Source organism: Frigoribacterium sp. MCBA15_019 (genome assembly GCF_001864945.1).
Lineage (GTDB): Bacteria > Actinomycetota > Actinomycetes > Actinomycetales > Microbacteriaceae > Frigoribacterium.
This window is the reverse complement of record NZ_MJGS01000001.1, coordinates 919114-943816: the sequence shown is the minus strand read 5'-3', so window position 1 is coordinate 943816 and position 24703 is coordinate 919114. Positions and strand designations below refer to the sequence as shown.

Annotated in this window: 25 protein-coding genes; 13 read left to right on the top strand and 12 right to left on the bottom strand. The window is 69.4% G+C overall.

Annotated elements, in window-relative coordinates; translation table 11 throughout:
• Positions 1 to 43 precede the first annotated feature (43 nt).
• From BIV04_RS04445 to BIV04_RS04435, 3 genes are read left to right on the top strand one after another with little or no spacing between them, the layout of a single operon-like run.
• Positions 44 to 823 (top strand): biotin--[acetyl-CoA-carboxylase] ligase, encoded by a 780-nt coding sequence (locus BIV04_RS04445; RefSeq protein WP_071254392.1) that lies wholly within the window; start codon positions 44 to 46, stop codon positions 821 to 823.
• 4 nt (positions 824 to 827) lie between these two features.
• Entirely contained in the window at positions 828 to 1376 is a 549-nt protein-coding gene (locus BIV04_RS04440; RefSeq protein WP_235451060.1) for a PH domain-containing protein, read from the top strand.
• Positions 1377 to 1405: 29 nt separating this feature from the next.
• Entirely contained in the window at positions 1406 to 2710 is a 1305-nt protein-coding gene (locus tag BIV04_RS04435; protein ID WP_071254390.1) for a UDP-glucose/GDP-mannose dehydrogenase family protein, read from the top strand.
• Here BIV04_RS04435 and BIV04_RS04430 read toward each other — a convergent pair.
• Positions 2707 to 3198 carry a GtrA family protein gene (locus tag BIV04_RS04430; protein WP_071254388.1) on the bottom strand — a complete coding sequence of 164 codons (492 nt, stop codon included), beginning with the start codon at positions 3196 to 3198 and terminating at the stop codon, positions 2707 to 2709. The genes BIV04_RS04435 and BIV04_RS04430 overlap by 4 nt on opposite strands.
• 123 nt (positions 3199 to 3321) lie before the next feature.
• Here BIV04_RS04430 and BIV04_RS04425 point away from each other — a divergent pair, with 123 nt between their 5' ends.
• The 3 genes from BIV04_RS04425 (at position 3322) to BIV04_RS04415 (ending at position 6352) form a co-directional block, all read left to right on the top strand.
• A complete protein-coding gene (locus BIV04_RS04425) occupies positions 3322 to 4458 on the top strand; it encodes a 5-(carboxyamino)imidazole ribonucleotide synthase (protein WP_071254386.1) in 1137 nt (378 codons plus the stop codon).
• Positions 4459 to 4544: 86 nt separating this feature from the next.
• On the top strand, positions 4545 to 5012 hold the full coding sequence (gene purE, locus BIV04_RS04420; protein ID WP_071254804.1) for a 5-(carboxyamino)imidazole ribonucleotide mutase: 468 nt from the start codon (positions 4545 to 4547) through the stop codon (positions 5010 to 5012).
• Positions 5013 to 5059: 47 nt separating this feature from the next.
• A complete protein-coding gene (locus tag BIV04_RS04415) occupies positions 5060 to 6352 on the top strand; it encodes an LCP family protein (protein ID WP_255364137.1) in 1293 nt (430 codons plus the stop codon).
• Positions 6353 to 6468: 116 nt separating this feature from the next.
• On the opposite strand, the gene BIV04_RS04410 is transcribed toward BIV04_RS04415, so the two are convergent.
• From BIV04_RS04410 to rfbB, 3 genes are read right to left on the bottom strand one after another with little or no spacing between them, the layout of a single operon-like run.
• A complete protein-coding gene (locus BIV04_RS04410) occupies positions 6469 to 7608 on the bottom strand; it encodes a glycosyltransferase family 1 protein (protein ID WP_071254383.1) in 1140 nt (379 codons plus the stop codon).
• Positions 7583 to 8473: a dTDP-4-dehydrorhamnose reductase gene (gene rfbD, locus BIV04_RS04405; RefSeq protein WP_071254381.1), complete on the bottom strand. Its 891-nt coding sequence runs from the start codon at positions 8471 to 8473 to the stop codon at positions 7583 to 7585. The genes BIV04_RS04410 and rfbD overlap by 26 nt, the downstream gene beginning before the upstream one ends.
• Entirely contained in the window at positions 8473 to 9456 is a 984-nt protein-coding gene (gene rfbB, locus BIV04_RS04400; RefSeq protein ID WP_071254379.1) for a dTDP-glucose 4,6-dehydratase, read from the bottom strand. Before rfbB ends, rfbD begins: the two co-directional genes overlap by 1 nt.
• A gap of 165 nt (positions 9457 to 9621) precedes the next feature.
• Here rfbB and BIV04_RS04395 point away from each other — a divergent pair, with 165 nt between their 5' ends.
• From BIV04_RS04395 to BIV04_RS04380, 4 genes are all read left to right on the top strand, one after another.
• Positions 9622 to 10230, top strand: coding sequence for a dTDP-4-dehydrorhamnose 3,5-epimerase family protein (locus BIV04_RS04395; protein ID WP_071254377.1), 609 nt, complete (start codon positions 9622 to 9624; stop codon positions 10228 to 10230).
• A gap of 6 nt (positions 10231 to 10236) precedes the next feature.
• Positions 10237 to 11097 carry a glucose-1-phosphate thymidylyltransferase RfbA gene (gene rfbA, locus BIV04_RS04390; protein ID WP_071254375.1) on the top strand — a complete coding sequence of 287 codons (861 nt, stop codon included), beginning with the start codon at positions 10237 to 10239 and terminating at the stop codon, positions 11095 to 11097.
• A gap of 132 nt (positions 11098 to 11229) precedes the next feature.
• Positions 11230 to 12063, top strand: coding sequence for a D-alanyl-D-alanine carboxypeptidase family protein (locus BIV04_RS04385; RefSeq protein WP_071254373.1), 834 nt, complete (start codon positions 11230 to 11232; stop codon positions 12061 to 12063).
• Between the two features lie 41 nt (positions 12064 to 12104).
• Positions 12105 to 12335 carry a hypothetical protein gene (locus tag BIV04_RS04380; protein WP_071254371.1) on the top strand — a complete coding sequence of 77 codons (231 nt, stop codon included), beginning with the start codon at positions 12105 to 12107 and terminating at the stop codon, positions 12333 to 12335.
• 28 nt (positions 12336 to 12363) lie between these two features.
• On the opposite strand, the gene BIV04_RS04375 is transcribed toward BIV04_RS04380, so the two are convergent.
• From BIV04_RS04375 to BIV04_RS17030, 6 genes are all read right to left on the bottom strand, one after another.
• Positions 12364 to 13227, bottom strand: coding sequence for a glycosyltransferase family 2 protein (locus BIV04_RS04375; protein WP_071254369.1), 864 nt, complete (start codon positions 13225 to 13227; stop codon positions 12364 to 12366).
• On the bottom strand, positions 13227 to 14363 hold the full coding sequence (locus BIV04_RS04370; RefSeq protein WP_071254368.1) for a glycosyltransferase family 1 protein: 1137 nt from the start codon (positions 14361 to 14363) through the stop codon (positions 13227 to 13229). Before BIV04_RS04370 ends, BIV04_RS04375 begins: the two co-directional genes overlap by 1 nt.
• Before the next feature lie 55 nt (positions 14364 to 14418).
• Positions 14419 to 15366, bottom strand: coding sequence for a GDP-mannose 4,6-dehydratase (locus BIV04_RS04365; protein WP_071254367.1), 948 nt, complete (start codon positions 15364 to 15366; stop codon positions 14419 to 14421).
• A gap of 3 nt (positions 15367 to 15369) precedes the next feature.
• A complete protein-coding gene (locus tag BIV04_RS04360) occupies positions 15370 to 16359 on the bottom strand; it encodes a GDP-mannose 4,6-dehydratase (protein ID WP_218141816.1) in 990 nt (329 codons plus the stop codon).
• 70 nt (positions 16360 to 16429) lie between these two features.
• Entirely contained in the window at positions 16430 to 18565 is a 2136-nt protein-coding gene (locus tag BIV04_RS04355) for a hypothetical protein (RefSeq protein ID WP_071254365.1), read from the bottom strand.
• On the bottom strand, positions 18562 to 19137 hold the full coding sequence (locus BIV04_RS17030) for a hypothetical protein (protein ID WP_071254364.1): 576 nt from the start codon (positions 19135 to 19137) through the stop codon (positions 18562 to 18564). Before BIV04_RS17030 ends, BIV04_RS04355 begins: the two co-directional genes overlap by 4 nt.
• A gap of 179 nt (positions 19138 to 19316) precedes the next feature.
• On the opposite strand from BIV04_RS17030, the gene BIV04_RS17025 reads away from it, so the two are divergent.
• From BIV04_RS17025 to BIV04_RS04335, 3 genes are read left to right on the top strand one after another with little or no spacing between them, the layout of a single operon-like run.
• Positions 19317 to 19565 (top strand): hypothetical protein, encoded by a 249-nt coding sequence (locus BIV04_RS17025; protein ID WP_071254363.1) that lies wholly within the window; start codon positions 19317 to 19319, stop codon positions 19563 to 19565.
• Entirely contained in the window at positions 19562 to 21091 is a 1530-nt protein-coding gene (locus BIV04_RS04340) for a glycosyltransferase (protein ID WP_071254361.1), read from the top strand. Before BIV04_RS17025 ends, BIV04_RS04340 begins: the two co-directional genes overlap by 4 nt.
• Positions 21088 to 22563 carry a glycosyltransferase family 1 protein gene (locus BIV04_RS04335; RefSeq protein WP_071254359.1) on the top strand — a complete coding sequence of 492 codons (1476 nt, stop codon included), beginning with the start codon at positions 21088 to 21090 and terminating at the stop codon, positions 22561 to 22563. The genes BIV04_RS04340 and BIV04_RS04335 overlap by 4 nt, the downstream gene beginning before the upstream one ends.
• Here BIV04_RS04335 and BIV04_RS04330 read toward each other — a convergent pair.
• Entirely contained in the window at positions 22560 to 23720 is a 1161-nt protein-coding gene (locus BIV04_RS04330; protein WP_071254357.1) for a glycosyltransferase family 2 protein, read from the bottom strand. The genes BIV04_RS04335 and BIV04_RS04330 overlap by 4 nt on opposite strands.
• Positions 23717 to 24694 (bottom strand): NAD-dependent epimerase/dehydratase family protein, encoded by a 978-nt coding sequence (locus tag BIV04_RS04325; protein ID WP_071254355.1) that lies wholly within the window; start codon positions 24692 to 24694, stop codon positions 23717 to 23719. Before BIV04_RS04325 ends, BIV04_RS04330 begins: the two co-directional genes overlap by 4 nt.
• Between the last annotated feature and the right edge of the window lie 9 nt (positions 24695 to 24703).

Sequence of the window (24703 nt, the reverse complement as noted above, 5' to 3'; positions counted from 1 at the left end):
GACGTCGTAGGAGTCGTCAACTGCGGTTCCGTAGGCTGGGACGATGGCCTTCCCCCTCAGCGCGTCAGTCAGTCCCCGTCTCGTGGTCCTCGAGTCCACCGGGTCGACCAACGCCGACCTGCTGGCAGCCGTCGACGAGCCGCACCTGTCGACCTGGCTGACCCTCGACCAGTCCGCGGGGCGGGGCAGGCTCGACCGACGGTGGCACACCACGCCCGGTCGTTCCCTCGCGGTGAGCGTCCTGCTGCACCGGGGCGACCTGCCGGTCGACTCGCTCGGCTGGGTGCCGCTCCTCGCCGGGGTGGCGATGCGCGCCTCCGTGCGGGGCGTGGTCGAGAGCGGCGACGTCACGCTGAAGTGGCCCAACGACGTGCAGGTCGACGGTGACAAGGTCTGCGGCCTGCTCGCCGAGCTGCGACCCGACGCGAGCGCCGTGGTCGTGGGTGCCGGGGTCAACCTCACGGTGCCCGCCGACGACCTGCCCACCCCGACCTCGACGTCGCTCGGTCTGCACGGTGCGCGGGGCGCGGCCCTCGAGCTCGCGGACGCCGTGACGTCGTCGTGGGTCTCGGGCCTGGCACGGCTCGTCGGCGACCTCGCCGCAGCCCGCGGCGACGCGATCGCGAGTGGCGCCCTGGCGCTGGTCCGCGAGGACTGCGCGACCCTGGGACGCGGAGTCCGCGTCGAACTACCCGGCGGCGCGGCCCTGGTCGGCGAGGCGGTGGACGTCGACGAGGCGGGTCGGCTGGTCGTCCGTTCCGCCTCGACCGGCGAACTGACGGCCGTCGCTTCGGGTGACGTCACGCATCTGCGGTATGAATGAGCCTGTGAGCACCGACGGACCGCAGCCGACCGAGTACGTCGTCGCGCGGCTGCGTCCCCATGCCCGGGTGCTGTTCTGGCCCTCGCTCGCGCTCGTCGGCATCTGCGCCGCGACCGGCTACTTCGGCGGTCGCTTCGACGTCGAGTGGCAGAACTACGTCGTGCTGGGTGCGGCCCTCGCCCTGATCGTGCTGCTCTGGCTGGTCCCCGTGCTGATCTGGCTCGGCAAGCGCTACGTCATCACCTCGCGACGCCTCGTCGTGCGCAAAGGGCTCTTCGTGCGCACTCGCCAAGAGCTGCTGCACAGCCGCGGGTACGACCTCACGGTGCGCAAGAACTCGGTGCAGAGCGCGTTCCGCAGCGGAGACGTCCTGATCAACACGGGCCTCGACCGTCCGCTCGTCCTCTGGGACGTCCCGTCGGCTGATCTCGTCCAGTCGACCCTGCACGACCTCATGGAGTCGAACCTCAACAGCGTCGCCCAGCGTCGCCAGCACGAGCAGTCCGTCGGGAACGACGAGACGACGGCCTGGGGTCACGGGCCGGTCGTCTGACCGCCGCGGGCACGCCATAGGGTGTGTGCATGCGAATCTCCGTCATCGGTTGTGGGTACCTCGGAGCCGTGCACGCCGCGTGCATGGCCGACCTCGGGCACGAGGTCGTCGGCATCGACGTCGACCCCCGCAAGATCGACATGCTCTCGTCGGGCCACGCGCCCTTCTTCGAGCCCGGCCTGCCCGAGGCCCTCCGCCGCGCCCTCGACTCGGGTCGACTGCGGTTCTCGACCGACCCCGCCGACGCCGCGGGTTCGCAGGTCCACTTCGTCGCCGTCGGCACCCCCCAGACGGCGGGCAGCGACGCGGCCGACCTGACGTACGTCGACGCCGCCGTCCAGGGGCTGCTGCCCCACCTCGCCGACGGCGACCTCGTCGTGGGCAAGTCCACCGTTCCCGTCGGCACCGCGAGCCGCCTCGCCGACCTGGTCCGCGCCTCCTCGGGGGCCGATCTGGCCTGGAACCCCGAGTTCCTCCGCGAGGGTTTCGCCGTGGCCGACACCGTCGCTCCCGACCGCTTCGTCTACGGCGTGCCCTCCGGCGACGCCGGTGAGCGTGCGACGGCCGTGCTCGACGAGGTCTACGCGACGGCACTCGCCACAGGCACGCCCCGCCTCGTGACCGGGTACGCGACGGCCGAGCTCGTGAAGGTCTCGGCCAACGCGTTCCTCGCGACCAAGATCTCGTTCATCAACGCGATGGCCGAGATCGCCGAGGCCACCGGCGCCGACGTGACGCAGCTCGCCGACGCCATCGGGCACGACGCCCGCATCGGCCGGCGGTTCCTCAACGCAGGCCTGGGCTTCGGCGGCGGATGCCTGCCGAAGGACATCCGGGCCTTCCGGGCCCGTTCGCGCGAGCTGGGCCTCGAATCCCTCGACTTCCTCGCCGACGTCGACGCCGTCAACCTCCGTCGCCGCGACCGCGTCGTCGACCTCGCGGGCGAGATGCTCGACGAGGTGCGGGGGGCGCGCATCGCCGTGCTGGGTGTGGCGTTCAAGCCCGACAGCGACGACGTCCGCGACTCGCCGGCACTCGACGTCGCCCGCCGACTCCACGCCGCGGGCGCCGACGTGGTCGTCCACGACCCCGAGGCCAACGAGACGGCCGCCCGGCTGGCCCCCGACCTCGGCTACGTCGACGACGTCCCGAGCGCGCTCCGCGGCGCCGAGCTCGTGTTGGTCCTCACCGAATGGAAGCAGTTCAAGGCGCTCCGGCCGGCCGAGGTCGCCGCGCTGGTCTCGAGTCGTCGCATCGTCGACGCCCGCAACGTCTTCGACCCCGCGGAATGGCGCGACGCGGGCTTCGAGTACCGGGCGCTCGGCCGGCCCTAGCGGGTCGCGGTCTCGAGACGCGTCTCGTGGCCCTGCGAGGTGTCAGCCTCCAGCGTCGGCCGCGTGCGAGACGGGTGGAACACCCACAGCCGGTAGAGAGTGAACCGGAACACCGTGCCGAGGGCGAGCCCCACGACGTTGGACGCCACGTTGTCGGCCAGGGCGGAGCGGTGCCCGAGCACGTAGTGAGACACCCACAGGCAGGCCAGCCCGATCACCATGCCGCCGAGCGCCACCGCGAAGAACTCGACGGCCTCGCGCGCGGCACCGTCACGGCGAGTGTCGCCGAAGGTCCAGAACCGATTGCCCAACCAGACGACCACGATTGAGACGATGCTCGACGCGACCTTCGCGAGGACGGGCCCGCCCGCCGTTACCTCAGGGTCGAGGACCGTCAGGCGCAGGGCGTTGAAGACGCCGAGGTCGACGACTAGTCCGCACAGACCGATGAGCCCGTACCGAACGAGCTGTCTGGCGAGGCGCAGCATGCATCTCCTTCGGGGATCGGCCAAGATGGATCGGGCCCGGCCGGACGGTTTCGGGTCGACCGCGATCGTTCGCGTGCCCGCCATCCTCGCATCCGTGGGGCGGTCGCGCAGTCAGGAGTCGAAATGACCTACCGCGTCGGAGTCGTCGGCGGAGGGCAGCTGGCCCGCATGATGATCCCGCCCTCCGTCCACCTCGGCATCGAGATCAGCGTCCTCGCCGAGGCCGAGGGCAGTTCGGCCCGGCTGGCCGCGACCCGGGTGGGCGACTACCACGACGTCGACGTCGTCCTCGACTTCGCCCGCACGGTCGACGTGATCACCTTCGACCACGAGCACGTTCCCCAGCACGTCCTCGCCGCTCTCGTCGACGCGGGCGTGCGCGTGCACCCCGGGCCGTCCGCGCTGGCCGTCGCGCAGGACAAGATCGTGATGCGTCAGCGGCTCTCCGAGCTCGGACTGCCCGTTCCCGACTGGGCGTCCGTCCGAGACGCCACCGAGCTCGAGGCGTTCCTCGCCGACCACGGTGGCCGGGCGGTCGTCAAGACCGCGCGGGGTGGCTACGACGGCAAGGGCGTTCGCGTGGTCTCGGCGGCCCACGACGCCGACGACTGGTTCGGCGCATTGGCCGAGGACGGCAACGGAGGCGCGCTCCTGGTCGAAGAGCTCGTCTCGTTCCGGCGCGAACTGTCGCAGCTCGTGGCCCGACGGCCGAGCGGCGACATCGTCCCCTGGCCCCTCGTCGAGACCATCCAACGCGACGGGGTGTGCTCCGAGGTCTTCGCCCCGGCGCCCTCGAGCGCCGGTCGCCTGGCCGACGTGGCGGACGAGATCGCGCGGACGGTCGCCGAACGGCTCGACGTCACCGGGGTCCTGGCCGTCGAGCTCTTCGAGACGACCGACGACCGCCTGTTGATCAACGAGCTCGCCATGCGGCCGCACAACACCGGGCACTGGACGATCGACGGGTCGACCACGAGCCAGTTCGAACAGCATCTCCGGGCCGTGCTCGACCTGCCCCTCGGCGACACGGCCCCCCACCGGCCGTGGAGCGTCATGCTGAACGTGCTGGGCGGGCCCGCGACCGGGTCGATGGCCGACCGTCTGCCCGCCCTCATGGCCGACCAGCCGGCGGTCAAGGTGCACGACTACGGCAAAGATCCCCGGCCGGGTCGCAAGGTCGGGCACGTCACCGTGGTCGGCGACGACCTCGACGAGGCCGTCTTCCGGGCGCGCGCCGCTGTCGAGTTCTTCACCGACTGACGGCTATCCTCTAGTCCGTGTCCGACCCGAAGAGCACCGACGTGCGCCCGAACGACCCCGCCGTACCCGCGAAGGTCGCCATCGTCATGGGCTCCGACAGCGACTGGCCCACCATGCAGGGGGCCTCGACCGTCCTGTCCGAGCTGGGCATCCCGCACGAGGTCGACGTCGTCTCGGCCCACCGCACGCCCGACAAGATGATCGCCTTCGGTCGCGATGCCGCCGGTCGTGGACTGTCCGTCATCATCGCCGGGGCCGGGGGAGCCGCGCACCTGCCCGGCATGATCGCGTCGGTCACGACCCTTCCCGTGGTGGGTGTGCCCGTGGCCCTGGCCAAGCTCGACGGCCTGGACTCGCTGCTCTCGATCGTGCAGATGCCGGCCGGCATCCCCGTGGCGACGGTCTCGATCGGCGGCGCGGTGAACGCCGGTCTGCTCGCGGCCCGCATCATCGGCTCGCACGACCCGGTGGTCGCCGAGCGGCTGGCCCGCCACGCCGAGTCCCTCGCCGAGCTGGTCGAGCAGAAGAACGCCGACCTGCGTCGATCGCTGTGAGCGCTTCTCTGCCCGTCCGTCATCCTGACGTCACCTCCGAGCCGTTCATGACGAAGCGGGCGTGGGTGCTCGTCCTGCTGAACGTGGTCGTGCCCGGGTCGGCGCAGGTGCTCGCGGGTAGTCGCCGCCTCGGCCGGTGGGGGCTCGCCTCCACCCTCGTCTTCTGGGCGGTCGCGGTCGTCGTCGTCGTCCTGGCGTTCGCCTTCCGCTCGCCCCTGATCGAGATCGCGACCAACGTCGTCGCCCTGACCGTCGTCCAGGTCTTCCTCGCGTACTACGCGGTGCTGTGGGTGGTGCTGACCGTCGACACGCTCCGGTTGGCCCGCATCGTCCGGACGGCCCCCTCGGCCCGCGGCCTCATCGCCGGAGCCATGGTGCTGTTGATGGTGGTGACCGTCGGACCCGCCGCCTACGGGGCCTACCTCGCCGGGGTGCAGCACGGTCTGCTCAACAGTCTCTTCACCTCGAGGGCCGACGCCGCGCCTCCCGTCGACGGGCGCTACAACATCATGTTGCTCGGCGGCGACGCCGGGGCCGACCGCACCGGTCTGCGCCCCGACAGCATCTCGGTCGCCAGCATCGACGCCGAGACCGGCGCGACCACCATCGTGGGCATTCCCCGCAACCTGTACGACGCACCCTTCGTCGCGGGGTCGCCGCTGTACGGCGACTACCCCGACGGCTACGACTGCGGCGACGACTGCCTCGTGAGCTTCCTCTACACCTACGGGGAGGAGCACCCCGACCTCTACCCCGACGCCGAGTCGAAGGGCAGCAACCCCGGTGTCGAGGCGATGCGTGATGCGGTCGAGGGCATCACGGGCCTGACCGTGCAGTACTACGCCCTGATCGACATGCAGGGCTTCGTCGACCTCATCGACGCCCTGGGTGGCATCCAGGTGGACGTGCAGCAGCGCATCCCGATCAACGGGGGTGTCGATCGCAACGGCCAGCCGATCAACGTCGACGGTTGGATCGAGCCCGGAGACCAGAAGCTCGACGGCTATCACGCGCTCTGGTACGCGAGGGCCCGGCACGGCACCAGCGACTACGACCGCATGGCTCGTCAACGAGAGGTCCAGCAGGCTCTGCTCTCCCAGTTCCAGCCGGCGACGGTGCTGTCGAAGTTCCAGGCCGTCGCGTCGGCAGGGGTGCAGACCGTCGACACCGACATCCCGCAAGGGGCCCTGGCCGCCTTCGTCGACCTGGCCGTAAAGGCCAAGTCGCAGCAGATCACCAGCCTCGAGCTCGTGCCGCCGACCTACGACAACGTCTACCCCGACTACGACGCGATGCGGGCCGCGGTGGCCCAGGCCACGACCTCGGCCCCCACACCCTGACGTCCGACCTGGAGCGTCCCTCGAGGGCTGCCGTCTGACGACGCAACCCGGCGGGACGAGGAGGCGCGGCGCGGCACCGTGGGGCGCTCACGTCGCCCCTCGGGCCGCGCTGTGGTTCAGAGGTCGGCGTGGAGCTGCCACACCTTGTCGGCCGAGTCCCGCCAACTGAAGGCTCGTGCACGGTCGATCCCGGCGATGCCGAGACGAGTCGACAGTTCGACGTCGGAGACGACCTGGAACATGGCCTGCGCGAGCCGCTCAGGGTAACCCGCAGCGTCTTCACGGGCCACGCTGACGGCTGCGTCGGCCGCGACCTCGAGCAGGGCGGGCGCGTCCGAGACGATGGTGGGCGTGCCCAGGCTGAAGGCCTCCACGACCGGCAGCCCGAAACCCTCGGCGAGACTGGGGAACACGAAGACCGAGGCCCGCTGCAGCAGCACGGCCAGCTGTTCGTCTGACACGAAGCCCATGGTGCGGACCTTGTCGGCGGGCAGGCCGGCGGCGGCCACCAGGTCGGCCACCTTGACGTCACCCCAGCCCTCGGGTCCGACGATCAGCAACGGCAGGTCGGGCGCGTCGGGGTGTGCAAGAGCCTGGATGAGCGGCTCGATGCCCTTGCGCGGTTCGAGCGTGCCGACGCTCAGTGCGTAGCGCTCGGGCAGGTCGAGAGAATCGGCGACCTCGTCGGCGTCCGCAGGAACGGCGAGCTTGGGGCTCACCGCCCCACCGATGACACGCAGGCGGTCTCCGAAGGGGAAGAGTTCGGCGAGTTCGCGGGCCACGCTGTGGGTCGGCACGACGACGCCGTCGGCGTGCTTGAATGCGCGCTTGGTCATGGCCTTGTGCCAGCGGACGCCGCGTGGGGTGAGGGTCTCGGGGTGAGTCCACGGGACGGTGTCGTGGACGGTGACGACCGTCTGTGTTCCCGGGTCGAGCGCACGGTCGTGCCGGTAGAGGGGGGCGAACAGGCTGGTCGCATGGACCATGCCGCGCCCGGGGAGGCCGACGACGCCGCCCTGCCACGCCAGTGCCAATTCTCGGCGACCGAGCGGTGACTTGGCGACATGGGACAGCCCGGGCAGCAGGTCGCTCAACCGGTCGTAGTCGGTCTGCGGATGGGCCGCCACCACGCCTGCGACCTCGCAACCGCGGGGAGCGGTCTCGATGAGGGCCCGGGTCAGCTCTTCGGTGTACCGACCGATGCCCCCGGGGATGGGAGCCAGGATCTGGTCAACGACTACTCGCAGCGTGGTCATCGGTCTGCAACACTCCCCTGTTCGCGGCCTCGGCCAGCGCTTCTCTCCACGGACGCATCGGCGTCAGCCCGGCCCGTGTCCATGCATCGTGGCCGAGGACGCTGAAGCTCGGTCGCGGTGCGGGTCGGACGAAGGCCGAGCTGTCCGTCGGCAGCACCCGGGCAGGATCGAGGCCGGCCTCGTCGAAGACCGCCTGGGCGAACTCGAACCAGCTCGCGCTGCCCGAGTTGGTGCCGTGGTACACGCCGGCAGGGGCGTCGGAGTCGAGCAACGCGACGATCTGCGTCGCGAGGTCGGCCGTCCAGGTCGGCTGCCCCAGTTGGTCGTCCACGACCGAGACCGTGTCGTGTGACGCCGCCAGCTTGACCATGGTCTTCGCGAAGTTGCCCCCGTGGGCGCCGTACAACCACGCCGTGCGCACGACGTAGGTGCCGTCGGGGTTGGCCGCGAGGGCGAGCTTTTCTCCCTCGGCTTTGGTGCGGCCGTACGCACTCACCGGCGCGATGGTGGCGTCCTCGGCGTAGGGCTCGGTGGCGTCGCCGTCGAAGACGTAGTCGGTCGAGACCTGGACGAGCTTCGCCCCGACGGAGGCGGTGGCCTCGGCCAGGAGGCCGGCTGCGGTGCCGTTCACGGCGAGCGCGGCCTCTTCGTCGGTCTCGGCCGCGTCGACGGCGGTGTACGCAGCGGCGTTGATGACGACGTCGTGCCCCTGGACGGCAGCGAAGACGGCGTCCCGGTCGGTCACGTCGAGGTCGGCACGGCCGAGCACCGTGACGTCACGTCCGAAGAGCGCTTCGAGGAGATCGGTGCCGAGCATGCCTCGGGCCCCGGTGACGAGGTACTTGGAGTTCTGGGCGGTGGCCATCAGAGGGCGGCGCGCTCTTTGAGCGGCTGCCACCACTCGCGGTTGTCCCGGTACCACTGGACGACGTCGGCGAGGCCCTTCTCGAAGGGGACCTGGGGCTCGTAGCCGAGCTCGTCGCGGATCTTGGAGATGTCGACGGAGTACCGCAGGTCGTGGCCCAGACGGTCTTGGACGCGGTCGACGTACGACCAGTCCTTGCCGGTGGCCTCGAGCAGCATCCCGGTGAGCTCTCTGTTGGTGAGCTCGGTGCCGCCGCCGATGTTGTAGATCTCGCCCGCACGGCCGCTGACGAGCACCATCGCGATGCCGCGGGTGTGGTCGTCGACGTGCAGCCAGTCACGGATGTTGTTGCCCTCGCCGTAGAGCGGGACGTGCACGTCGTCGATCAGGTTCGTGACGAAGAGCGGGATGACCTTCTCGGGGAAGTGGTACGGGCCGTAGTTGTTGCTGCAGCGCGTGATCGAGACGTTCAGCCCGTGCGTGCGGTGGTAGCTGCGGGCGAGCAGGTCGCTGCCGGCCTTCGAGGCGGAGTAGGGCGAGTTCGGCTCGAGCGGGCGGTCCTCGGCCCACGAGCCCTCGGCGATGGAGCCGTAGACCTCGTCGGTCGACACGTGGACGAAGCGCTTCAGGTCGTTGCGCAGGGCGGCGTCGAGCAGCTGCTGGGTGCCGAGCACATTGGTCTCGACGAAGATCGAGGCGTCGCGGACCGAGCGGTCGACGTGCGACTCCGCGGCGAAGTGGACGACGGCGTCGACCTCGGGGAAGAGCGTGTCGAGCAGGGCGCCGTCACGGATGTCGCCCTTGACGAACGTGTAGCGGGGGGAGTCGGCGACGCTCACCAGGTTGGCCTCGTTACCCGAGTAGGTGAGCGCGTCGAGGACGACGACCTCGGCCCCTTCGAGGCCCGGGTAGGCGTCTTCGAGCGTGCGGCGGACGAAGTTGGAGCCGATGAAGCCGGCTCCGCCGGTGACGAGGATTTTCACGCTTGTTCCTTGGGGTGGTCGTTCTCGGACGGATCAGTCGATGCTAGCGGGTGCGCTCTGCGCGGCCGCATGCGCGCGTACGCAGTTTTCTTCGCCGGAAGCGCGGGGTCCGGCCTGGTGGGGGACCGAGATCCGCCCCCACACGGCCGTTGCTAGACTCTCGGAGTGCAGACCAGAGAACTGGCAATCCCTGGCGCCTGGGAGTTCACCCCGAAGCAACACGGGGACGACCGCGGCGTCTTCTTCGAGCAGTACCGATACGACGTGTTGCAAGATGTCGTCGGCCACCCCCTCGACCTCAAACAGACCAACACGTCGGTGTCCGCGCGCGGCGTCGCACGGGGCATTCACTATGCGCTCGTTCCGCCGAGCCAGGCCAAGTACGTCTCGGCCCCCCGAGGGGCCTTCATCGACTTCGTCATCGACATCCGGGTCGGCTCGCCGACCTTCGGTCAGTGGGACTCCGTCATCATCGACGATGTCGACCGTCGCGCGGTCTACCTCTCCGAGGGGCTGGGGCACGCCATCGTCGCCCTGACCGAGGGCGCGACCGTGAACTATCTCGTCACCGAGACCTTCAACCCCGAGCGCGAGAAGGGCCTCAGTGTCCTCGACGCCGACATCGGGCTCGTCTTCCCCGACGACATAGGCGACATCCTCCTCTCGCCGAAGGACACATCGGCCCCTACCCTGAGTGAGGCCGAAAGCCTCGGGCTCCTCCCGACCTGGGACGAGTGCCAGGCCTTCTACGAACAGCACCGAACCGAGAACTAGGCAGACATGCGCGGAATCATCCTCGCCGGCGGGTCCGGCACACGTCTCTACCCGATCACCAAGGGCATCTCGAAGCAGTTGATGCCGATCTACGACAAGCCCATGGTCTACTACCCCCTTTCGACGCTGTTGTCGGCTGGCATCCGCGAGATCCTGATCATCACGACCGCCGATGACGCGCCCCAGTTCCAGCGCCTCCTCGGCGACGGGTCCGACCTCGGCATCGAACTGACCTATGCCATCCAACCCTCACCCGACGGCCTGGCCCAGGCATTCATCATCGGCGAAGAGTTCATCGGCGACGAGAAGGTGGCCCTCGTCCTCGGCGACAACATCTTCCACGGCGTCGGGCTGGGCTCGAACCTCCGCGCCAATACCGACCCCGACGGCGGCGTCATCTTCGCTTACCACGTGTCGAACCCCCGGGCCTACGGTGTCGTCGACTTCGACGAGACCTTCACGGCCCGCTCCATCGAGGAGAAGCCCGAGAATCCCAAGAGCAATTACGCCGTCCCTGGCCTCTACTTTTACGACAACTCCGTGGTAGAGATCGCCAAGGGAATCGAGCCGAGCTCGAGGGGAGAACTCGAGATCACGACCATCAACGAGCGCTACCTCGAGGCGGGCAAGCTGCAGGTGCAGGTTCTCGACCGGGGCACCGCCTGGCTCGACACCGGCACCCATGAGTCGATGATGCAGGCATCCGAGTATGTCCGCGTCATCGAGCACCGACAGGGGTACAAGATCGGCTGCATCGAAGAACTCGCCTGGCGGCGTGGCTGGATCGATGACGAGCAACTCCGCCGGCTGGCCAAGCCCCTCGTCAAGAGCGGCTACGGCGCCTACCTGATGGGCCTGCTGGGCTAGTCCCCCTTTCTGCCGACTCCCGCTCGGGGGGTGGCCTGATCGTGACATCCGTGCAATCTTCGGAGTATGCACTCCTCTGTTGATCAGGCAGAGTCGGGGGACAAGATCACGCGCGGAATCCATCGTCGCCACTTGCTCTCGCTCGCCGCCGCCTCTGTCGTCGCCACAGGTGCGGCCGCCGTGTTGCGGCCCGCCGCCGCACACGCCGCCGTCAGCCTGGGCGAAACCTCGGCGGCGACCGACAGCATCGCCGAGGCCCTGGCCGTCGCCGAGCTGAGCGCCTGGGGCGGTTACGCAAACGGCAACATCCCCGCCAGTGCATTGACACCCGTCTCGGCGAGCGTCGCCGGCTCGGGCTATCTGCGGACCGATGCGGCACGCCAGTACCTCGCCCTCAGCCTCGCCTTCTCGAACGCCGTCGGCCACCCCCTCGCCATCACCGAGGGGTACCGCACGTACTCGCGACAGGTCGACTACTGGAACGCCTACCAGAACGGCACCGGCAACCTCGCGGCCTACCCGGGGACCTCGAATCACGGCTGGGGCATCGCCTGCGACTTCGGTGCCGGGGTCGCGACGGCCGGTTCGGCGGCCAAGCGCTGGATGGACGCGAACGCGCCCTCGTACGGTTGGATGCCCACGGGCAACTCGTTCAGCCGGCCTGAGCCCTGGCACTTCGACTACACCCCGGCGTACGTCGGCGACATCCCGCTCGAGGTCGACAGGGACTCCGAGGTCATCATCATCCGAGCCAATGAGAGTCTCACCGAACAGGCGCTCGGCTACACCGTCCTCGCGGGCGTCCGAAGCCTCCGCCATCTCTCGACCATCGACATGATCAACTCGATGCGCGTTGCCGGCACTCCGTTCTACGAGGTGAACCGAGCCCAGTTCTACGACGTCATCAATTCTCTGGGCATCGCGCGATCGGCATTGACCCAGAACGCGGACTACTGGCGACGCTGACCGCGCGCCGGACCCGATCCCCACGACAGAAGGACACCGACATGCTCATCATCCGTTGCACCGACAACCTGCCCGAGGTCGGAAGCGGCTACGTCTGCATGGTCGGCGTCCGCTCCCTGCGTCACATGACCACCATGGACATGGTCTACGCCATGCAGGCCGTGGGCGTGCAGTACAAGAACCTGAACGCCACCGGCTTCTACGCCGCCCTCGACTCGCTGTCGATCCCGCGGAGTGCCCTCAAGACGGGCGCTGACTGGTCCGGTCGCTGACGCTGCGGTGTCGCAACCCCGGCCGCGCTCAGGCCGGGCGACGACCCGCCGCGATGGCGACCCTCGCACGCAGCCGCAGCCCGATGCCGACGGCGGCGACGACGGGACGCCAGAGCGGCCCCGGGTGGGTCTTGGCGATGTAGCGGTGCGCCGACCTGTGGTGTGCCGTGATCATCACGTCGGCCGACCTCGCGGTGCTCTCGCCCCCGATGTGCATGACCTCGGCGCCGGGGACGAAGAGGTTCGACCAACCGGCCTCGGCGAGCCGGCGCCCCAGATCGACGTCTTCGAAGTACATGAAGAAGTCGGGGTCGAAGCCGCCGACCTGGTCGAAGGCCTCGCGGCGCAGTAGCAGGAACGCGCCCGACAGCCAGCCCACGGCGGACGTGCTCTCTGACTTCGACACGTCGCGCTGCTGGTAGCGACGTGTCCACGGGTTCGACGGCCATGCCCCTGAGAGCAAGGCGTGGCCGATCCCGGTCCGGATGGACGGCAGCGCCCGAGCTGACGGGTAGACCGTGCCGTCGGGGTCGAGCACCCTGGGACCCAGGGCGCCGGCGCGCGGGTCAGCGCGGCCCGCGGACAACAGGGCCTCGACCGTGCCGGGCGTGGCCACCACGTCGGGGTTGCAGATCAGGTACCACTGCTCGTCGTCCTCGGCCAGCGTGGCGCCGAGGTTCGCGGCGCGACCGTAGCCGACGTTGCCGGGGGACCTCACCAGCGTGACCTCGTCGTGGGACGCGGCCACCGCCTCCGGGGCCCCGTCGGTCGACCCGTTGTCGACGACCAGCACTCGGCCGGGCGGAAAGCCGTTCGGCGCGAGCGAGCCGACGAACGTCGCGAGCGTGTCGCCGGGAGAGAAGGTGACGGTGATGCAGAGGATTTCGCTCATCAGACGCCTCCGGCCGCGTGGCGGTACACGACCGCGTGTTCAGCGGCCGTGCGATCCCAGGTGAAACCGAGTGCCCGCTCGCGGCCGCGGCGGCCGAGGGCGTCGCGGCGGCCCTCGTCGTCGAGCAGCGCCTCGAGCGTCGTCTCGAGCGAGTCGGCGTCGGGCTCGCAGTAAACGGCCACGTCGCCACCGACCTCGGGGGCCGCGAGTCGGTCGGTCGTGACCACCGGGACGCCGCTGGCCAGGGCCTCGAGGATGGGCAGGCCGAAGCCCTCGCCGACACTCGGGTATGCCACGAGCGTCGACGACGACACGAACGCGGGCAGGAGGCCTTCGTCGACGTAGCCGAGCCACTGGTAGGGGGACGTGGGTCCCGCTGCCTCGAGACGGGCGATCGTGACGTCGTCCCAGCCGCGGCCGCCTGCGAGGAGGAGGCGCGGTGCCAGGTCGGAGCGCCGCTCGTCCAGTCGAACGATCGCGTCGAGCAACGGGCCGACGTTCTTGCGGGGCTCGATGGTGCCCACGAATGCGCAGTAGCCGCCGTCGCCGATCGCCAGGCGCTCGCGCATCGCCGCCTCGTCGCTACGACTGTCGGGGGAGTAGCGCACGGTGTCCACCCCGTGGAACGACACGACGATCGGCCGGAGCCGACCCGGCACCCAGCGAGTGACCTCGTCGGCCGTGGCCTGGCTCGGCGTGATGCACCTGTCAGCCCGCCGGGCCGCGAGGCGAATCCAGGTGCGGAAGAAGGGACCCTTCAGTCGGCCATGGAGGTCGGGGTGCGAGAAAAACGTCGCGTCGTGCAGCGTGACGACCCGACGTCGACGGCTGAGCAACGGCATCGTGTAATGCGGCGAGTGGATCACGTCGACGCGCAGGCGCCGGGCGAGCCTGGGCAGGACGAGCTGCTCCCAGAGAAGACGCACACCGACCGACGTGGTGCGGGGTGACACCTGGTGCAGAAGGGCATCGGGTGCGCCGTCGCGCAACCAATCGAGATCACGCGCCTGGCAGGCGACATGCAGGACGACGTCGTCACGACGCGCCAGGGCCGGCACGAGTTCTCGTAGATAGCGACCCACGCCGCCCGAGTCGGCGGGTATCGACGTGGCGTCGAGGAGGACGGTGACGCTCACGGCGGTACTCCTCGGTCGGTCGGTGTGGTGGTGCGCGGACGGTGGCGGGTCCGCGTCAGAGGTCGGCGTCGACCATCGCGTCGACCACGTCGGTGAACGAGCGGGTCGGTGACCAGCCGAGGGCCGCGCGGATCTTCGTCGAGTCGCCGCGGAGTTCGGCGGCGTCGGTCGGCCGGACGAACTCGGCGTCGCTGCGGACCAGACCGGTCGTGTGGGTGATGCCGACACGGGCGAACGCTGCGTCGACGAAGTCCTGGATGCTGTGCGACTCGCCGGTGGCGACCACATAGTCTTCCGCCGTATCGGAGGTAGCCACGAGCGCGAGTGCCTCGGCGTAGTCGGGTGCCCACCCCCAGTCCCGACGGACGGTGAGGTCGCCGAGGACCAGTTCGCTCTGCTCGCCGCGGGCGATGCGCGCCGCCGCGGCGGTGATCTTGCGGGTCACGAACTGCTCGGGCCGCCGGGGCGACTCGTGATTGTAGAGCACGACGCTCGAGGCACGCATTCCGGCCGCGCGGTAGGCGCCCACCAGCAGGTGCGCATAGGCCTTCGACGCGCCGTAGGGGTTGACCGGGGCGACCGGGGTCGTTTCGTTCTGCGGCGAGACGGCGGCCTGCCCGAAGATCTCGGCGCTCGATGCCTGGACGAACGCCGCGTCGTGACCGCCGTCTCGCAATTCGGCGACCGCGGCGAGCAGTCCCGCCACGGCCGCTCCGTTCAGCACCGCGGTGTCGACGGGTAGTCGCCAGGACGCCGCGACGCTGCTGAGCGCGGCCAGGTTGACCACGACGTCGGGTCGGACGTCGAGCACGGTCGACCGCATGCCCGGCAGGTCGGTCAAGTCACCCCGGTGCAGGATGACCTCAGGGGGCAGGTCGGCCGGCGGCCCGTCGTCGCCCCCGTCCCGGACGACGCCGTGGACCTCGAGGCCGCGGGCCACGAGGTTCTCGGCGAGGTAACTGCCGGTCTGACCGGCGACTCCGGTGACGAGGGCGCGCAACATGCCTTACTTGCCCTGCGTCGCCTTCTCGCGTTCGAGGTCGGCGTCGACCATCATCGTCACGAGGTCCTCGAACTTCGTGGCGGGCGTCCAGCCGAGCGTCTCACGAGCCTTGGCCGAGTCGCCGATGAGCAGGTCGACCTCGGCGGGACGGAAGAACTGGGGGTCCTGGAACACGTGCTTCTCCCAGTCGGCGATGCCCACGTGGTTGAAGGCGATGTCGAGGAACTGACGCACCGAGTAGGTCTCGCCGGTCGAGATGACGTAGTCGTCGGCCTCGTCCTGCTGGAGCATGCGCCACATGGCCTCGACGTAGTCACCCGCGAAGCCCCAGTCGCGCTTGGCGTCGAGGTTGCCGAGGCTGAGCTGGTCCTGCAGGCCGAGCGAGATGCGCGCGACTGCCATGCTGATCTTGCGGGTGACGAACTCGGGCCCGCGCAGAGGTGACTCGTGGTTGAAGAGCACGCCCGACGAGGCGTGCATGCCGTACGACTCGCGGTAGTTGATGGTCATGTAGTGCCCGAAGACCTTGGCGACGCCGTAGGGCGAGCGCGGCCACAGCAGGGTGGTCTCGCGCTGGGGGACCTCTTGGACGCGGCCGAACATCTCGGAAGACGAGGCCTGGTAGAAGCGGACCTTGCCGATGTCGTCGCCGGCGTACAGGCGGATGGCCTCGAGGATGTTCAGCACACCCAGGCCGGTGACCTGGCTGGTGAGCTGGGCGTTCTCCCATGAGTAGGCGACGAACGAGATCGCACCGAGGTTGTAGACCTCGTCGGGACGCGCGCTGTTCAACGCCCGCAGCAGGCTCGACTGGTCGAGGAGGTCACCCGTCAGGATCTTGACCTCGGGGGCCCACTCGTTGATCACGGGGATCTTCGGGTTGTTCTGGCCGCGGACGAGGCCGTAGACCTCGTACCCCTTCGAGAGGAGCAGGCGGCTCAGGTACATGCCATCCTGGCCCGTGATACCGGTGATGAGGGCGCGCTTGGTCAATTCAGATTCCTTACGTTGGTTTCAGGCCGACACGACATCATAGCCGGGCCGTTCGCTCGGCTCGACGCGATCAGTAGACCTGGGCCGAGTCGATGAGCAGGGTGGAGTCGGTCGAGTCCTGGTAGATCTCGAATTTGAACTGCGTGTGGTCGTCGTGGGTGATCGGCACCTCGAAGGTGACCTTCGTCCACGCGTCGGTGGTCGTGAAGGAGGAGCTGCCCGCCTCGGTCGCGCCACCCAAAGCCCACAGGGCGAGCCGGCCCTTGAAAGGCGTCGGGCCGCCGGACCTTACCCATAGCTCGGCGGTGTACGTCTCGCCGGCCAGGGGCCGGGCGCTCACCGTTTGGTAGAGCGACGAGGCCACCGGCGTGTTCGTGGCCGCGAGGTAGGTGCCGTCCTTCGGAGGCAGCTGGGCCTTCGAATAGACGGCGAGGTTCATGCGGGAGTCGCCCCGCACCCACCCGGTCGACGAGGCGCCCTCGAACGATCCCGACGAGAGCAGGTTGTCGCTCAGGCCACCGCCGTCGAGCCACAGGGTGGCGTTCGTGGTCTCCATGTACACCTCGGCCTTGAGCTGTTTCGACGCCGTCGAGTTCATGTCGGTCGAAACGGTGATCTTCTGCCAGGTCGAATCCACGGTGAACGGAGTCTGTTCGACCACGTTCGCCGAGCCGCCGAGGCCCCAGAGGGCGAGCGTTCCTTTGAAGGGAGTTGTGGCGCTGTCCGATCGCAGCCAGATCGAGAACGTGTACCGCTGGTTCGTCGAGGTGGTCGATACGGGGACCGTCTGTGCGAAGCTGCGCCCCCGGGCGGGGGTGTTCGACGCTGCGAACCACGACCCGTCGACGGCCTCGTTCTCATCGCGGTAGATCTGCTGGTTGACGAAGCCGTTGCCGGGGATCCACTGGGCGAATGACCCCTCGAACGAGGCGTTGCTGAGCTCGTTCTGCGGTTTCGGAGCGGCACCGAAGGTGAGCTCGGTGTTGTCGAGCCACAGGTCGCCCGTGTTCGAACCCATGTAGACGTCGAGACGGATGGTCGAGTGCGCCGACGCGCGGACCGGCAGCTTGACCTGGATCTTCGTCCACGAGGTGCCGACGGTGAACTTCGAGATCGCGACCTCTTGACTGCCGCCCAGGCCCCAGAGCACCATCTCGCCCGAGTAAGACGCGGCGGAGCCTGACCGGACCCACGCCGTAGCAGTCGCCTGTTCGCCAACGTTGGTCGTGCGGGTGACGTCTTGCGTGATGGCCCGGCCGACGACGGACGTGTTCATGGCGAGGAAGTAGTCGCCGTTCTGGCTGAGCGCCGGCGAATTGACGGCCGCCCGGTTGATCGCGCCGTTGCTCCAGCCCCAGCCCGACACGGACCCGCCCTCGAACGACGCCGACTGCAGCCAGTTGGACGGATTGCCGAACCAGTCGGTGAAGTAGAGGTAGAAGTTGCGGTTGCCGTAGGCGCTGCACGAATCGCCCGTGCCGTAGCCGGCGTTGAGGGCGGCCTGGTTAGGCGTGTAGGGGGTGTAGAGGTACAGGTTGGCCGTCGCCTGGTTGACGATGTAGACCGTCTTCGTCCCGCATCCGGCGTTGGGGTGGTAATAGACGTTGTTGTTGCGACCTGGCTGGTAGCTCCACGACGAACTGGTCTTCGTGTAGCGCTGGAACTGGCTGGCCGCGTTGTAGACCTGGTTGAAGAAGCCGTAGTACGCGGTATCGCAGGGGGCGGTGTCGGGGCAGCCGTAGCCCATAGCGATCTTGTAGGCGGTGGCCGTCGGGCTCACCGACTGGACCAGGCCCTGCTCTTTCTGCAGCATCACGAGCAGCACCTGTGGGTTGATGCCGCAGACCTGGCCGACCCGGTAGATGATCGACGCCGCGCTCTCGTTGTTGCGACCGTCGATCGCCGAGCAGTACGGGGTGGCGGCCCGACCCGAGGTCGTCTGCGTGTAGTCCTTGAGGCACGACTGGCCCGCGGCCGCCCTGCAGGTCACGACCTTCGAGTTCAAGAACGATTGGATGCTCTCGGGCGTCATCGCGGCAGAGTTGTAGAAGGTGTCGTTCGAGATGATGTTGCCGGCGTCGAACTGCCGTGCGTCGGCGGCCGCCGAGGCGGGGGCGGCGGGGCCGGTGACTGCCGCGGCGGTCATCAGGCCTGCCGCGACGGCGACCGACGCGACGAGCGCGATCAGGCGTGAGGGGCGTCTCATGGGATGGTGACCTCGTAATCGGTGACGGAGCCGACCGAGGTCGACGAGGCGTACGCGACGCTCACCGACCAGGTGCCGGTCGTGAAGGTGTCGCTCTGCAGGGGCATGGACCCGCAGTCGGTGCTGGAGGCCGTGGCTTGGGCGGTGAACGTCCCCGCGACCGCGAGGCCACCGTTCGTGGCGGTGACCGTGCAGGTGCCGTCGTCCTCGAGCGTGCCGGGTACCGTGGCCCCGATCGTCAGGGTGCGGGTGTCGGCCGACCACTGGTCGAAGGTCACCAGTGGCGTGACGGTCGCGGCGTCGGGGATCGGTTCCGGTACCTTCGTCGTCGTCTGCCCTGGCCCGACGGGAGTCGCGGTCGGCCGGGGGGTCGAACCGGAGGTCACCGAGGGGCTGGGCGTCACCGGGGCCGAGGGGGTGGGCGAGGCCGAGGGTCTCGTCGACGAGGAGGACGCCGTCTGCGCGTCCTCGGGACCCGGTGCCCCGTTCGAGATGACGACCGCCGTGACGACACCGGCGACCACGACGACGCCTGCGACCATGCTCAGCGTGACGACGGTGGCTTTGTTCATGGCTCGCTCTCTTCGGACCGGACCCTGCTCCGACCCTGGTGGGTTAGACGATATGCTAACCGGGCGCTCCCGCCGATCGGGTCGGTCGGCCTGTCGTCGATGCTCCTGTTCGGGGGTCCAGCCCGCGCTCTCGTGGGTTCCGGCAGACCTGGCGGAGCGCCCGAGACGGAGAACGAGCGATGAACGAAGACCAGACGAGCGCCGCGAGAGACCTCGAAGAGCTGCGCGAGGCCGTGCTGGACGACTGGCTGATGGTCACGTCGAACGTGACGGACGCCCTGCGTGACATCCAACAGACGGTGTCATGGCGCGTCACCCGGCCATTGCGCGCCGCCAAGACCTTCTCCCGCAAGGCCGAAGAGGTGGGTGTCGTCCCCGCCGGTCGACTCGCCGCCGTCGAGGTCGCTCGACGCCTGGGGCGCCGGTGACGCGCGTCGCGCCGGTCACGGCCGAGAACGTCTCGGACGAGATCGGAGCACTGCGTGCTGCGCTGGGCGCCCGCCTCGAGGTGGTCGCTCCCGCCCTCGGCGTCGACGTCTCGGGTCTCACCCCGGCCGAGCAGCTGGACCGACTGGCCCGGTCGGTGCACGCGAGCGCCGACCCCGCGTCGGCGTGGTTGCTCTTCGTCGGTGTCACGGCCACGTTCCCGTCGACCGCAGACCTGGCGGCCCTCCGGCGGGCACTGTTGCTCGCCACGTCCGCCACGGCGATGCTGGCGGTCCTCGAACGCACGATGGACGTCCAGTCCCGCACCCACTCCGGCCTGCGAACGATCGAGCTGGTCTCCGACACCGTGGTGGTCGACGTCGACTTCTGCGCCAAGTACGAGCACAACACGGGCATCCAGCGCGTCGTCCGGCACATGCTGCCCGAATGGAGCGACGACCGCGACGGTCGTCACCGCCTGGTCGCCTGGAACCAGGACAGCACCGGCTACCGTGAGCTGACGCCTCAGCAGGCCGACCGCGTGCTCCACTGGAACGACCGACGGCTGTCGAAGAAGGACGACCCCGTACTCACCGACGCCGACCTCCGTCGCGAGCACGTCCTCGTGCCTTGGCGAGCGACCCTGCTCATCGCCGAGGTGCCGGCGTTCCACGTGTGCGACTCGCTGACCTCCATCGCCCGCTGGTCGGGGACGGCCGTCGACCTGATCGGCTACGACGCCATCCCCCTCGTCAGCGCCGATTCCGTGCCGAACGCCGAGTCAGAACGCTTCGCGCACTACCTCACGATCGTCAAGCACGCTCGCCGCGTGTACGGCATCAGCGTCTCGGCAGCGGACGAGTTCCGCGGGTTCGTGGCGACGCTCCCCAGTCAGGGCCTCTCGGGCCCCGAGGTCGTCGACGTCACCCTGGCCACCGAGGTCTCGCCCGTTGCACGGGCCGCCGCGTCAAGGGCGACCGTGGACCCGTCGGCCGAGCCGGTCGTGCTCTGCGTCGGCAGTCACGAGCCTCGCAAGAACCAGGACGCCACGCTCTTCGCGGCCGAGTTGCTGCACCGTGAGGGGCATCGGTTCCGAATCGTGTTCGTCGGTGGGGGCAGTCGTCTGGCGACCATGCACTTCGACAAGCGCGTCGCCCAGCTGTCCGCCTCCGGGATGAAGGTCGAGTCACACAGACGACTCGGCGACGCTGAGTTGTGGGGCCTCTACGGCGTCGCACGCTTCACCGTCTTCGTCTCGCTCCACGAGGGATTCGGCCTGCCGGTGGCCGAGTCGTTGGCCCTCGGCGTTCCGGTGGTGACGAGCGACTTCGGCAGTCTCGACGAGATCGCCCGGGTCGGCGGCTGCCTGCAGGTCGATCCCCGTGACGACACGGCCGTCGTCGACGCCATGCGCACCCTGCTGACCGACGACGCCGAGCATGAGAGGCTCCTGGCCGAGATCGCCGAGCAACGACCGAAGACCTGGCGCAGCTACGCCGACGAGATCTGGACGGCGGTCACCGCATGAACCTCGCATCACTCGCACCCAAGATGCGTGCACGACCGGGTCACGATCTTGCCCTCCGCGCGGCCGGACGTCGCGCCTCCTCGGCTCCCGTCGACTGGGACCGCCTCTCAGGTGGCGAACTCGTCGACGCGCTCTCGCGCGACCTCGGCGAGGCCAGCGACCGGCTCTCGTATCTGCTGCTGGCCTTGCTCGAACGTCGCATCCCGTCGAGCGCCCGCGTCGTGGAGTTCACCCGACGCTGGCGTGTCGAGGGTCTGTCCGAGCCGTTGACCGTCGAGTACCGTCGTCTGCGCCCGCCCCGCCGGCCGACCCCGTTCGTCATAGTCGACGGCGTCGTCATGGACGTCACCGACACGAGCCGCAGCACCTTCACTACCGGCATCCAGCGGGTCGCCCGCGAGACGGTCACCCGCTGGACGCGCGAGCACCGCGTAGTCCTGGCGGCGTGGGACGTCACGGGGCGGCACATGGCCGGACTCACGTCCGAAGAGACCGGACGCGTGCTGCTCGCCGGCGCCGGCGCCGTCACGGCGGTTCCCGCCGGCTCGGTGGTCATCCCGTTCGACGCGACCTTCGTGCTCCCGGAGATCACGGTCAACGCCGACCGCACCGCGAGCCTGAGGTCGGTCGTCGCATTCGGCGCGGCCCGGTCGGTCGCCATCGGCTACGACTGCATCCCCGTCACGACGGCCGAGACGAGCGGCCCGGGGATGCCCGGCGCGTTCTCCGAATACTTGGCGACCCTGTCGACGTTCGACGCGATCGCCCCGATCTCCAGCGCGGCCCGGACCGAGTACTCCGGCTGGGCTTCGATGCTGCCCGGTGCCGGGCTGACGCCTCCCGCCATCACGACCGTTGCGCTGCCGGCGCAGGTCGGCAGCGTCGACGACGACACCGTCGAGAGCGTGCGGCGTGAGCTCGGCCTGGCTGACAGCACGATCGTCCTCTCGGTCGGCAGCCACGAACCCCGCAAGAACCACCTGGCGCTTTTGACCGCGGCTGAGCTGAACTGGCGACGCGGGCACGAGTTCACCCTCGTGCTCGTGGGCGGCAACGCGTGGGGGGACGGTGAGTTCCAGGCGTTGGTCCGTCGTCTGCGTCGCAAGGGTCGGTCGGTCCAGATGCTGTCCGGCGTCGACGACAGCGTCGTCTGGAGTCTCTACCGCATGGCCCTGTTCAGCGTCTTCTGCAGCGTCAACGAGGGCTTCGGCCTGCCGGTCGTCGAGTCGTTGGTCAGCGGGGTTCCGGTCATCACGAGCGACTTCGGCAGCATGCGAGAGCTCGGCGAGGGCCACGGGGCCGTCGTCGTCGACCCGCACTCGCCGCTCGACATGGCTGCGGCCATGGAGCGACTGCTGACCGACGACGGCCTCCGTGCCGAACTGGTGGAGGCGTCCACCACGCTGCCCCGGCCGACGTGGGACGACTACGCGGCCGAGATGTGGACGCTGGTCGAGGGCTCGACGGTCTAGTCCCGACGGTGTGGCAGCCGGGCCCTGACCCGATCGAGGGTCGTCATGGCCTCGAGGTGCTGCACGTGGAGGAACAGTGCGTGGTTGCTCTGCGTCAACTCGTGGTGTCGTGCCTGCAACTCGGCGAACCGTTCGTTCAGGTCGGCCGCCTCGATGCGTTGCGCCTCGACGACCGCGGCCATTTCGCGGGCCTGCGCGAGCTGCTCGGTCAGCCAGCGAAGGTACGGAGCGGCCACGGCGTCGTGCGGGATGCCCGGTGTCGACGCCGACGGGGTGTCCCCGCTCGCCCCCACCTGTTCGCTCGGCGACGTGACCTCGCAGAGATCGTCGAGCGGAGCGTCGGCCTCGGGTGCCGAGGCCAGGGTGTCGGCCCACTTCGCCCGGAACGCTGCTCCGTTTCGCAGCCCCAGAAACTCCCGGTAGAAAGGCATGGCGTCGGTTGAGGCACCCGACGAGTGTCGGACCACGGCGTCCGGTGCGATGACCACGGGCCGCCCGGCGGCCCGGAGCCGAAACTGCAGGTCGACGTCTTCGAAGTAGGCGGGTGCGAACCGCTCGTCGAACCCTCCCACCATGTCGAAAGCGGCTCGGTCGACCCAGAGGGCAGCAGCCGAGCAGTAGTCCACCTCGCGTGAAACCAGCAGGCCGGCCGCCCGGGCGTCGTCGACGGTCAGGCCGCGCCCGAACTGCACGGTTCCGGCAGTGGAGAGCACGCGACTGCCGGCCTCTTGGACGGTCCCGTCCACGTCGAGCAGCAGACTGCCGACGGCTGCAGGGCGGTCGTTTGCCGAGGCCCTTGCGGCCAGTCGTGCGAGCCAGTCCGGTTCGGCGGCGGCATCGTCGTTCACGAAGACGAGTGCGGAGCCCCGAGCTGCCGCGGCTCCTGCGGCGCAGCCGCCGCCGAAGCCGGCGTTCTCGTCGAGCTCGACCAGCACCACACCGTCGACCCGGCTGAGGGCCTCGTCAGCCGCCGGGACGACGCCGTTGGCCACCACGACCACCTCGAAGGGCGGGGCTCCGCGCTGGGCGGCCAGGGCGTCCAGGCAGTCGAGCAGTTCGTCGCCGAGGCGCCAGGCGAGCACGACCATCGAGACCTCGGGGGACGGGTGAGACGGAACGGTGACCCGTCGGGCCGGGTACGTGTCGGTCGACGTCATCGTCGGACGCCTCCTTCGTTGAGTGACATCAGGGTGCGGTGGATGCCCGCGGCGATCGGTGTGAGCGACCGCCGGTCGAGCTCCGGCCACACAAGCGACCGGAACCGCAGGTCGAGGGCCTGTCGGGACGCCGAGGCGTGACTACCCCACACGATGCGGGGACGCCGCTTCACGACGTTCTGCAGCTCGTTGATCAAGGCACCGATGGTCACGCCCAGACCCGACGCGATGATCTTGGTGACGACCGTTCCCGAGTCGAGCCGGGAGGCGCGCTCAAGCGCGTCGACCGTCATCGCGGCCGCGTCGTCGATGAACACGTAGTCGCGGATCGTGTCCATCGGCACGTAGATCGACGACGGCCGTCCTTGGAGGTGAGCCAGACAGAGCTGCGAGACGAGCCCCTGGGCCTTGGTGAGGTCCTGACCCGGGCCGTAGAGGTTGGCGAACCGCCCGACGACGACCGGCACGCCCGAGTCGGCAGCCCAGCGGGTGAAGAGCTCTTCGACGCCGAGCTTGTTCCAACCGTAGGGAGCGAGGGGGCTGGGCTCGGTGTACTCGTCGAAGGGCGAGCCCGACGACCCTGCGTACACGCCGCCGGCGGACGACGCGACGAACGTGCTGCCGTGGGCGGCGCCTCCGTCCGTGGTCGCGTCCGTCGTGGCGAGCAGGCGGCCGAAGGCAGCGAGCGACGCTTCGACGACGCGACGCTCGCGGTCGAGGGCGTCCGGGCTGCTGGCGACCACGCCGGCGCCCGCGCACCAGACGAGCGACCACGGTGATCCGGTCGCGACGATCTCGGCGAACTGCTCGGACAGGGCGGCGACCGACGCGGCCTCGTCCTGCCACGGCACCGACGCCCGGGTGACCACCGCGTCGGCTCGACGGTCGAGTTGGGCGGCGACCGCACCTCCGAGCAGGCCACCGGCGCCGACGACGAAGTACCGCCGGGAGGCGCGGACCGAGTCGACGCTCACGGTGCGGTC

Bases quoted from the DNA above. Each gene is read 5' to 3' on its own strand.
- BIV04_RS04445 (WP_071254392.1), top strand. From the start codon at position 44: ATGGCCTTCCCCCTCAGCGCGTCAGTCAGTCCCCGTCTCGTGGTCCTC.
- BIV04_RS04435 (WP_071254390.1), top strand. From the start codon at position 1,406: ATGCGAATCTCCGTCATCGGTTGTGGGTACCTCGGAGCCGTGCACGCC.
- BIV04_RS04430 (WP_071254388.1), bottom strand. From the start codon at position 3,198: ATGCTGCGCCTCGCCAGACAGCTCGTTCGGTACGGGCTCATCGGTCTG.
- BIV04_RS04425 (WP_071254386.1), top strand. From the start codon at position 3,322: ATGACCTACCGCGTCGGAGTCGTCGGCGGAGGGCAGCTGGCCCGCATG.
- purE (WP_071254804.1), top strand. From the start codon at position 4,545: ATGGGCTCCGACAGCGACTGGCCCACCATGCAGGGGGCCTCGACCGTC.
- BIV04_RS04415 (WP_255364137.1), top strand. From the start codon at position 5,060: ATGACGAAGCGGGCGTGGGTGCTCGTCCTGCTGAACGTGGTCGTGCCC.
- BIV04_RS04410 (WP_071254383.1), bottom strand. From the start codon at position 7,608: ATGACCACGCTGCGAGTAGTCGTTGACCAGATCCTGGCTCCCATCCCC.
- rfbD (WP_071254381.1), bottom strand. From the start codon at position 8,473: ATGGCCACCGCCCAGAACTCCAAGTACCTCGTCACCGGGGCCCGAGGC.
- rfbA (WP_071254375.1), top strand. From the start codon at position 10,237: ATGCGCGGAATCATCCTCGCCGGCGGGTCCGGCACACGTCTCTACCCG.
- BIV04_RS04380 (WP_071254371.1), top strand. From the start codon at position 12,105: ATGCTCATCATCCGTTGCACCGACAACCTGCCCGAGGTCGGAAGCGGC.
- BIV04_RS04375 (WP_071254369.1), bottom strand. From the start codon at position 13,227: ATGAGCGAAATCCTCTGCATCACCGTCACCTTCTCTCCCGGCGACACG.
- BIV04_RS04365 (WP_071254367.1), bottom strand. From the start codon at position 15,366: ATGTTGCGCGCCCTCGTCACCGGAGTCGCCGGTCAGACCGGCAGTTAC.
- BIV04_RS04355 (WP_071254365.1), bottom strand. From the start codon at position 18,565: ATGAGACGCCCCTCACGCCTGATCGCGCTCGTCGCGTCGGTCGCCGTC.
- BIV04_RS17030 (WP_071254364.1), bottom strand. From the start codon at position 19,137: ATGAACAAAGCCACCGTCGTCACGCTGAGCATGGTCGCAGGCGTCGTC.
- BIV04_RS17025 (WP_071254363.1), top strand. From the start codon at position 19,317: ATGAACGAAGACCAGACGAGCGCCGCGAGAGACCTCGAAGAGCTGCGC.
- BIV04_RS04335 (WP_071254359.1), top strand. From the start codon at position 21,088: ATGAACCTCGCATCACTCGCACCCAAGATGCGTGCACGACCGGGTCAC.
- BIV04_RS04330 (WP_071254357.1), bottom strand. From the start codon at position 23,720: ATGACGTCGACCGACACGTACCCGGCCCGACGGGTCACCGTTCCGTCT.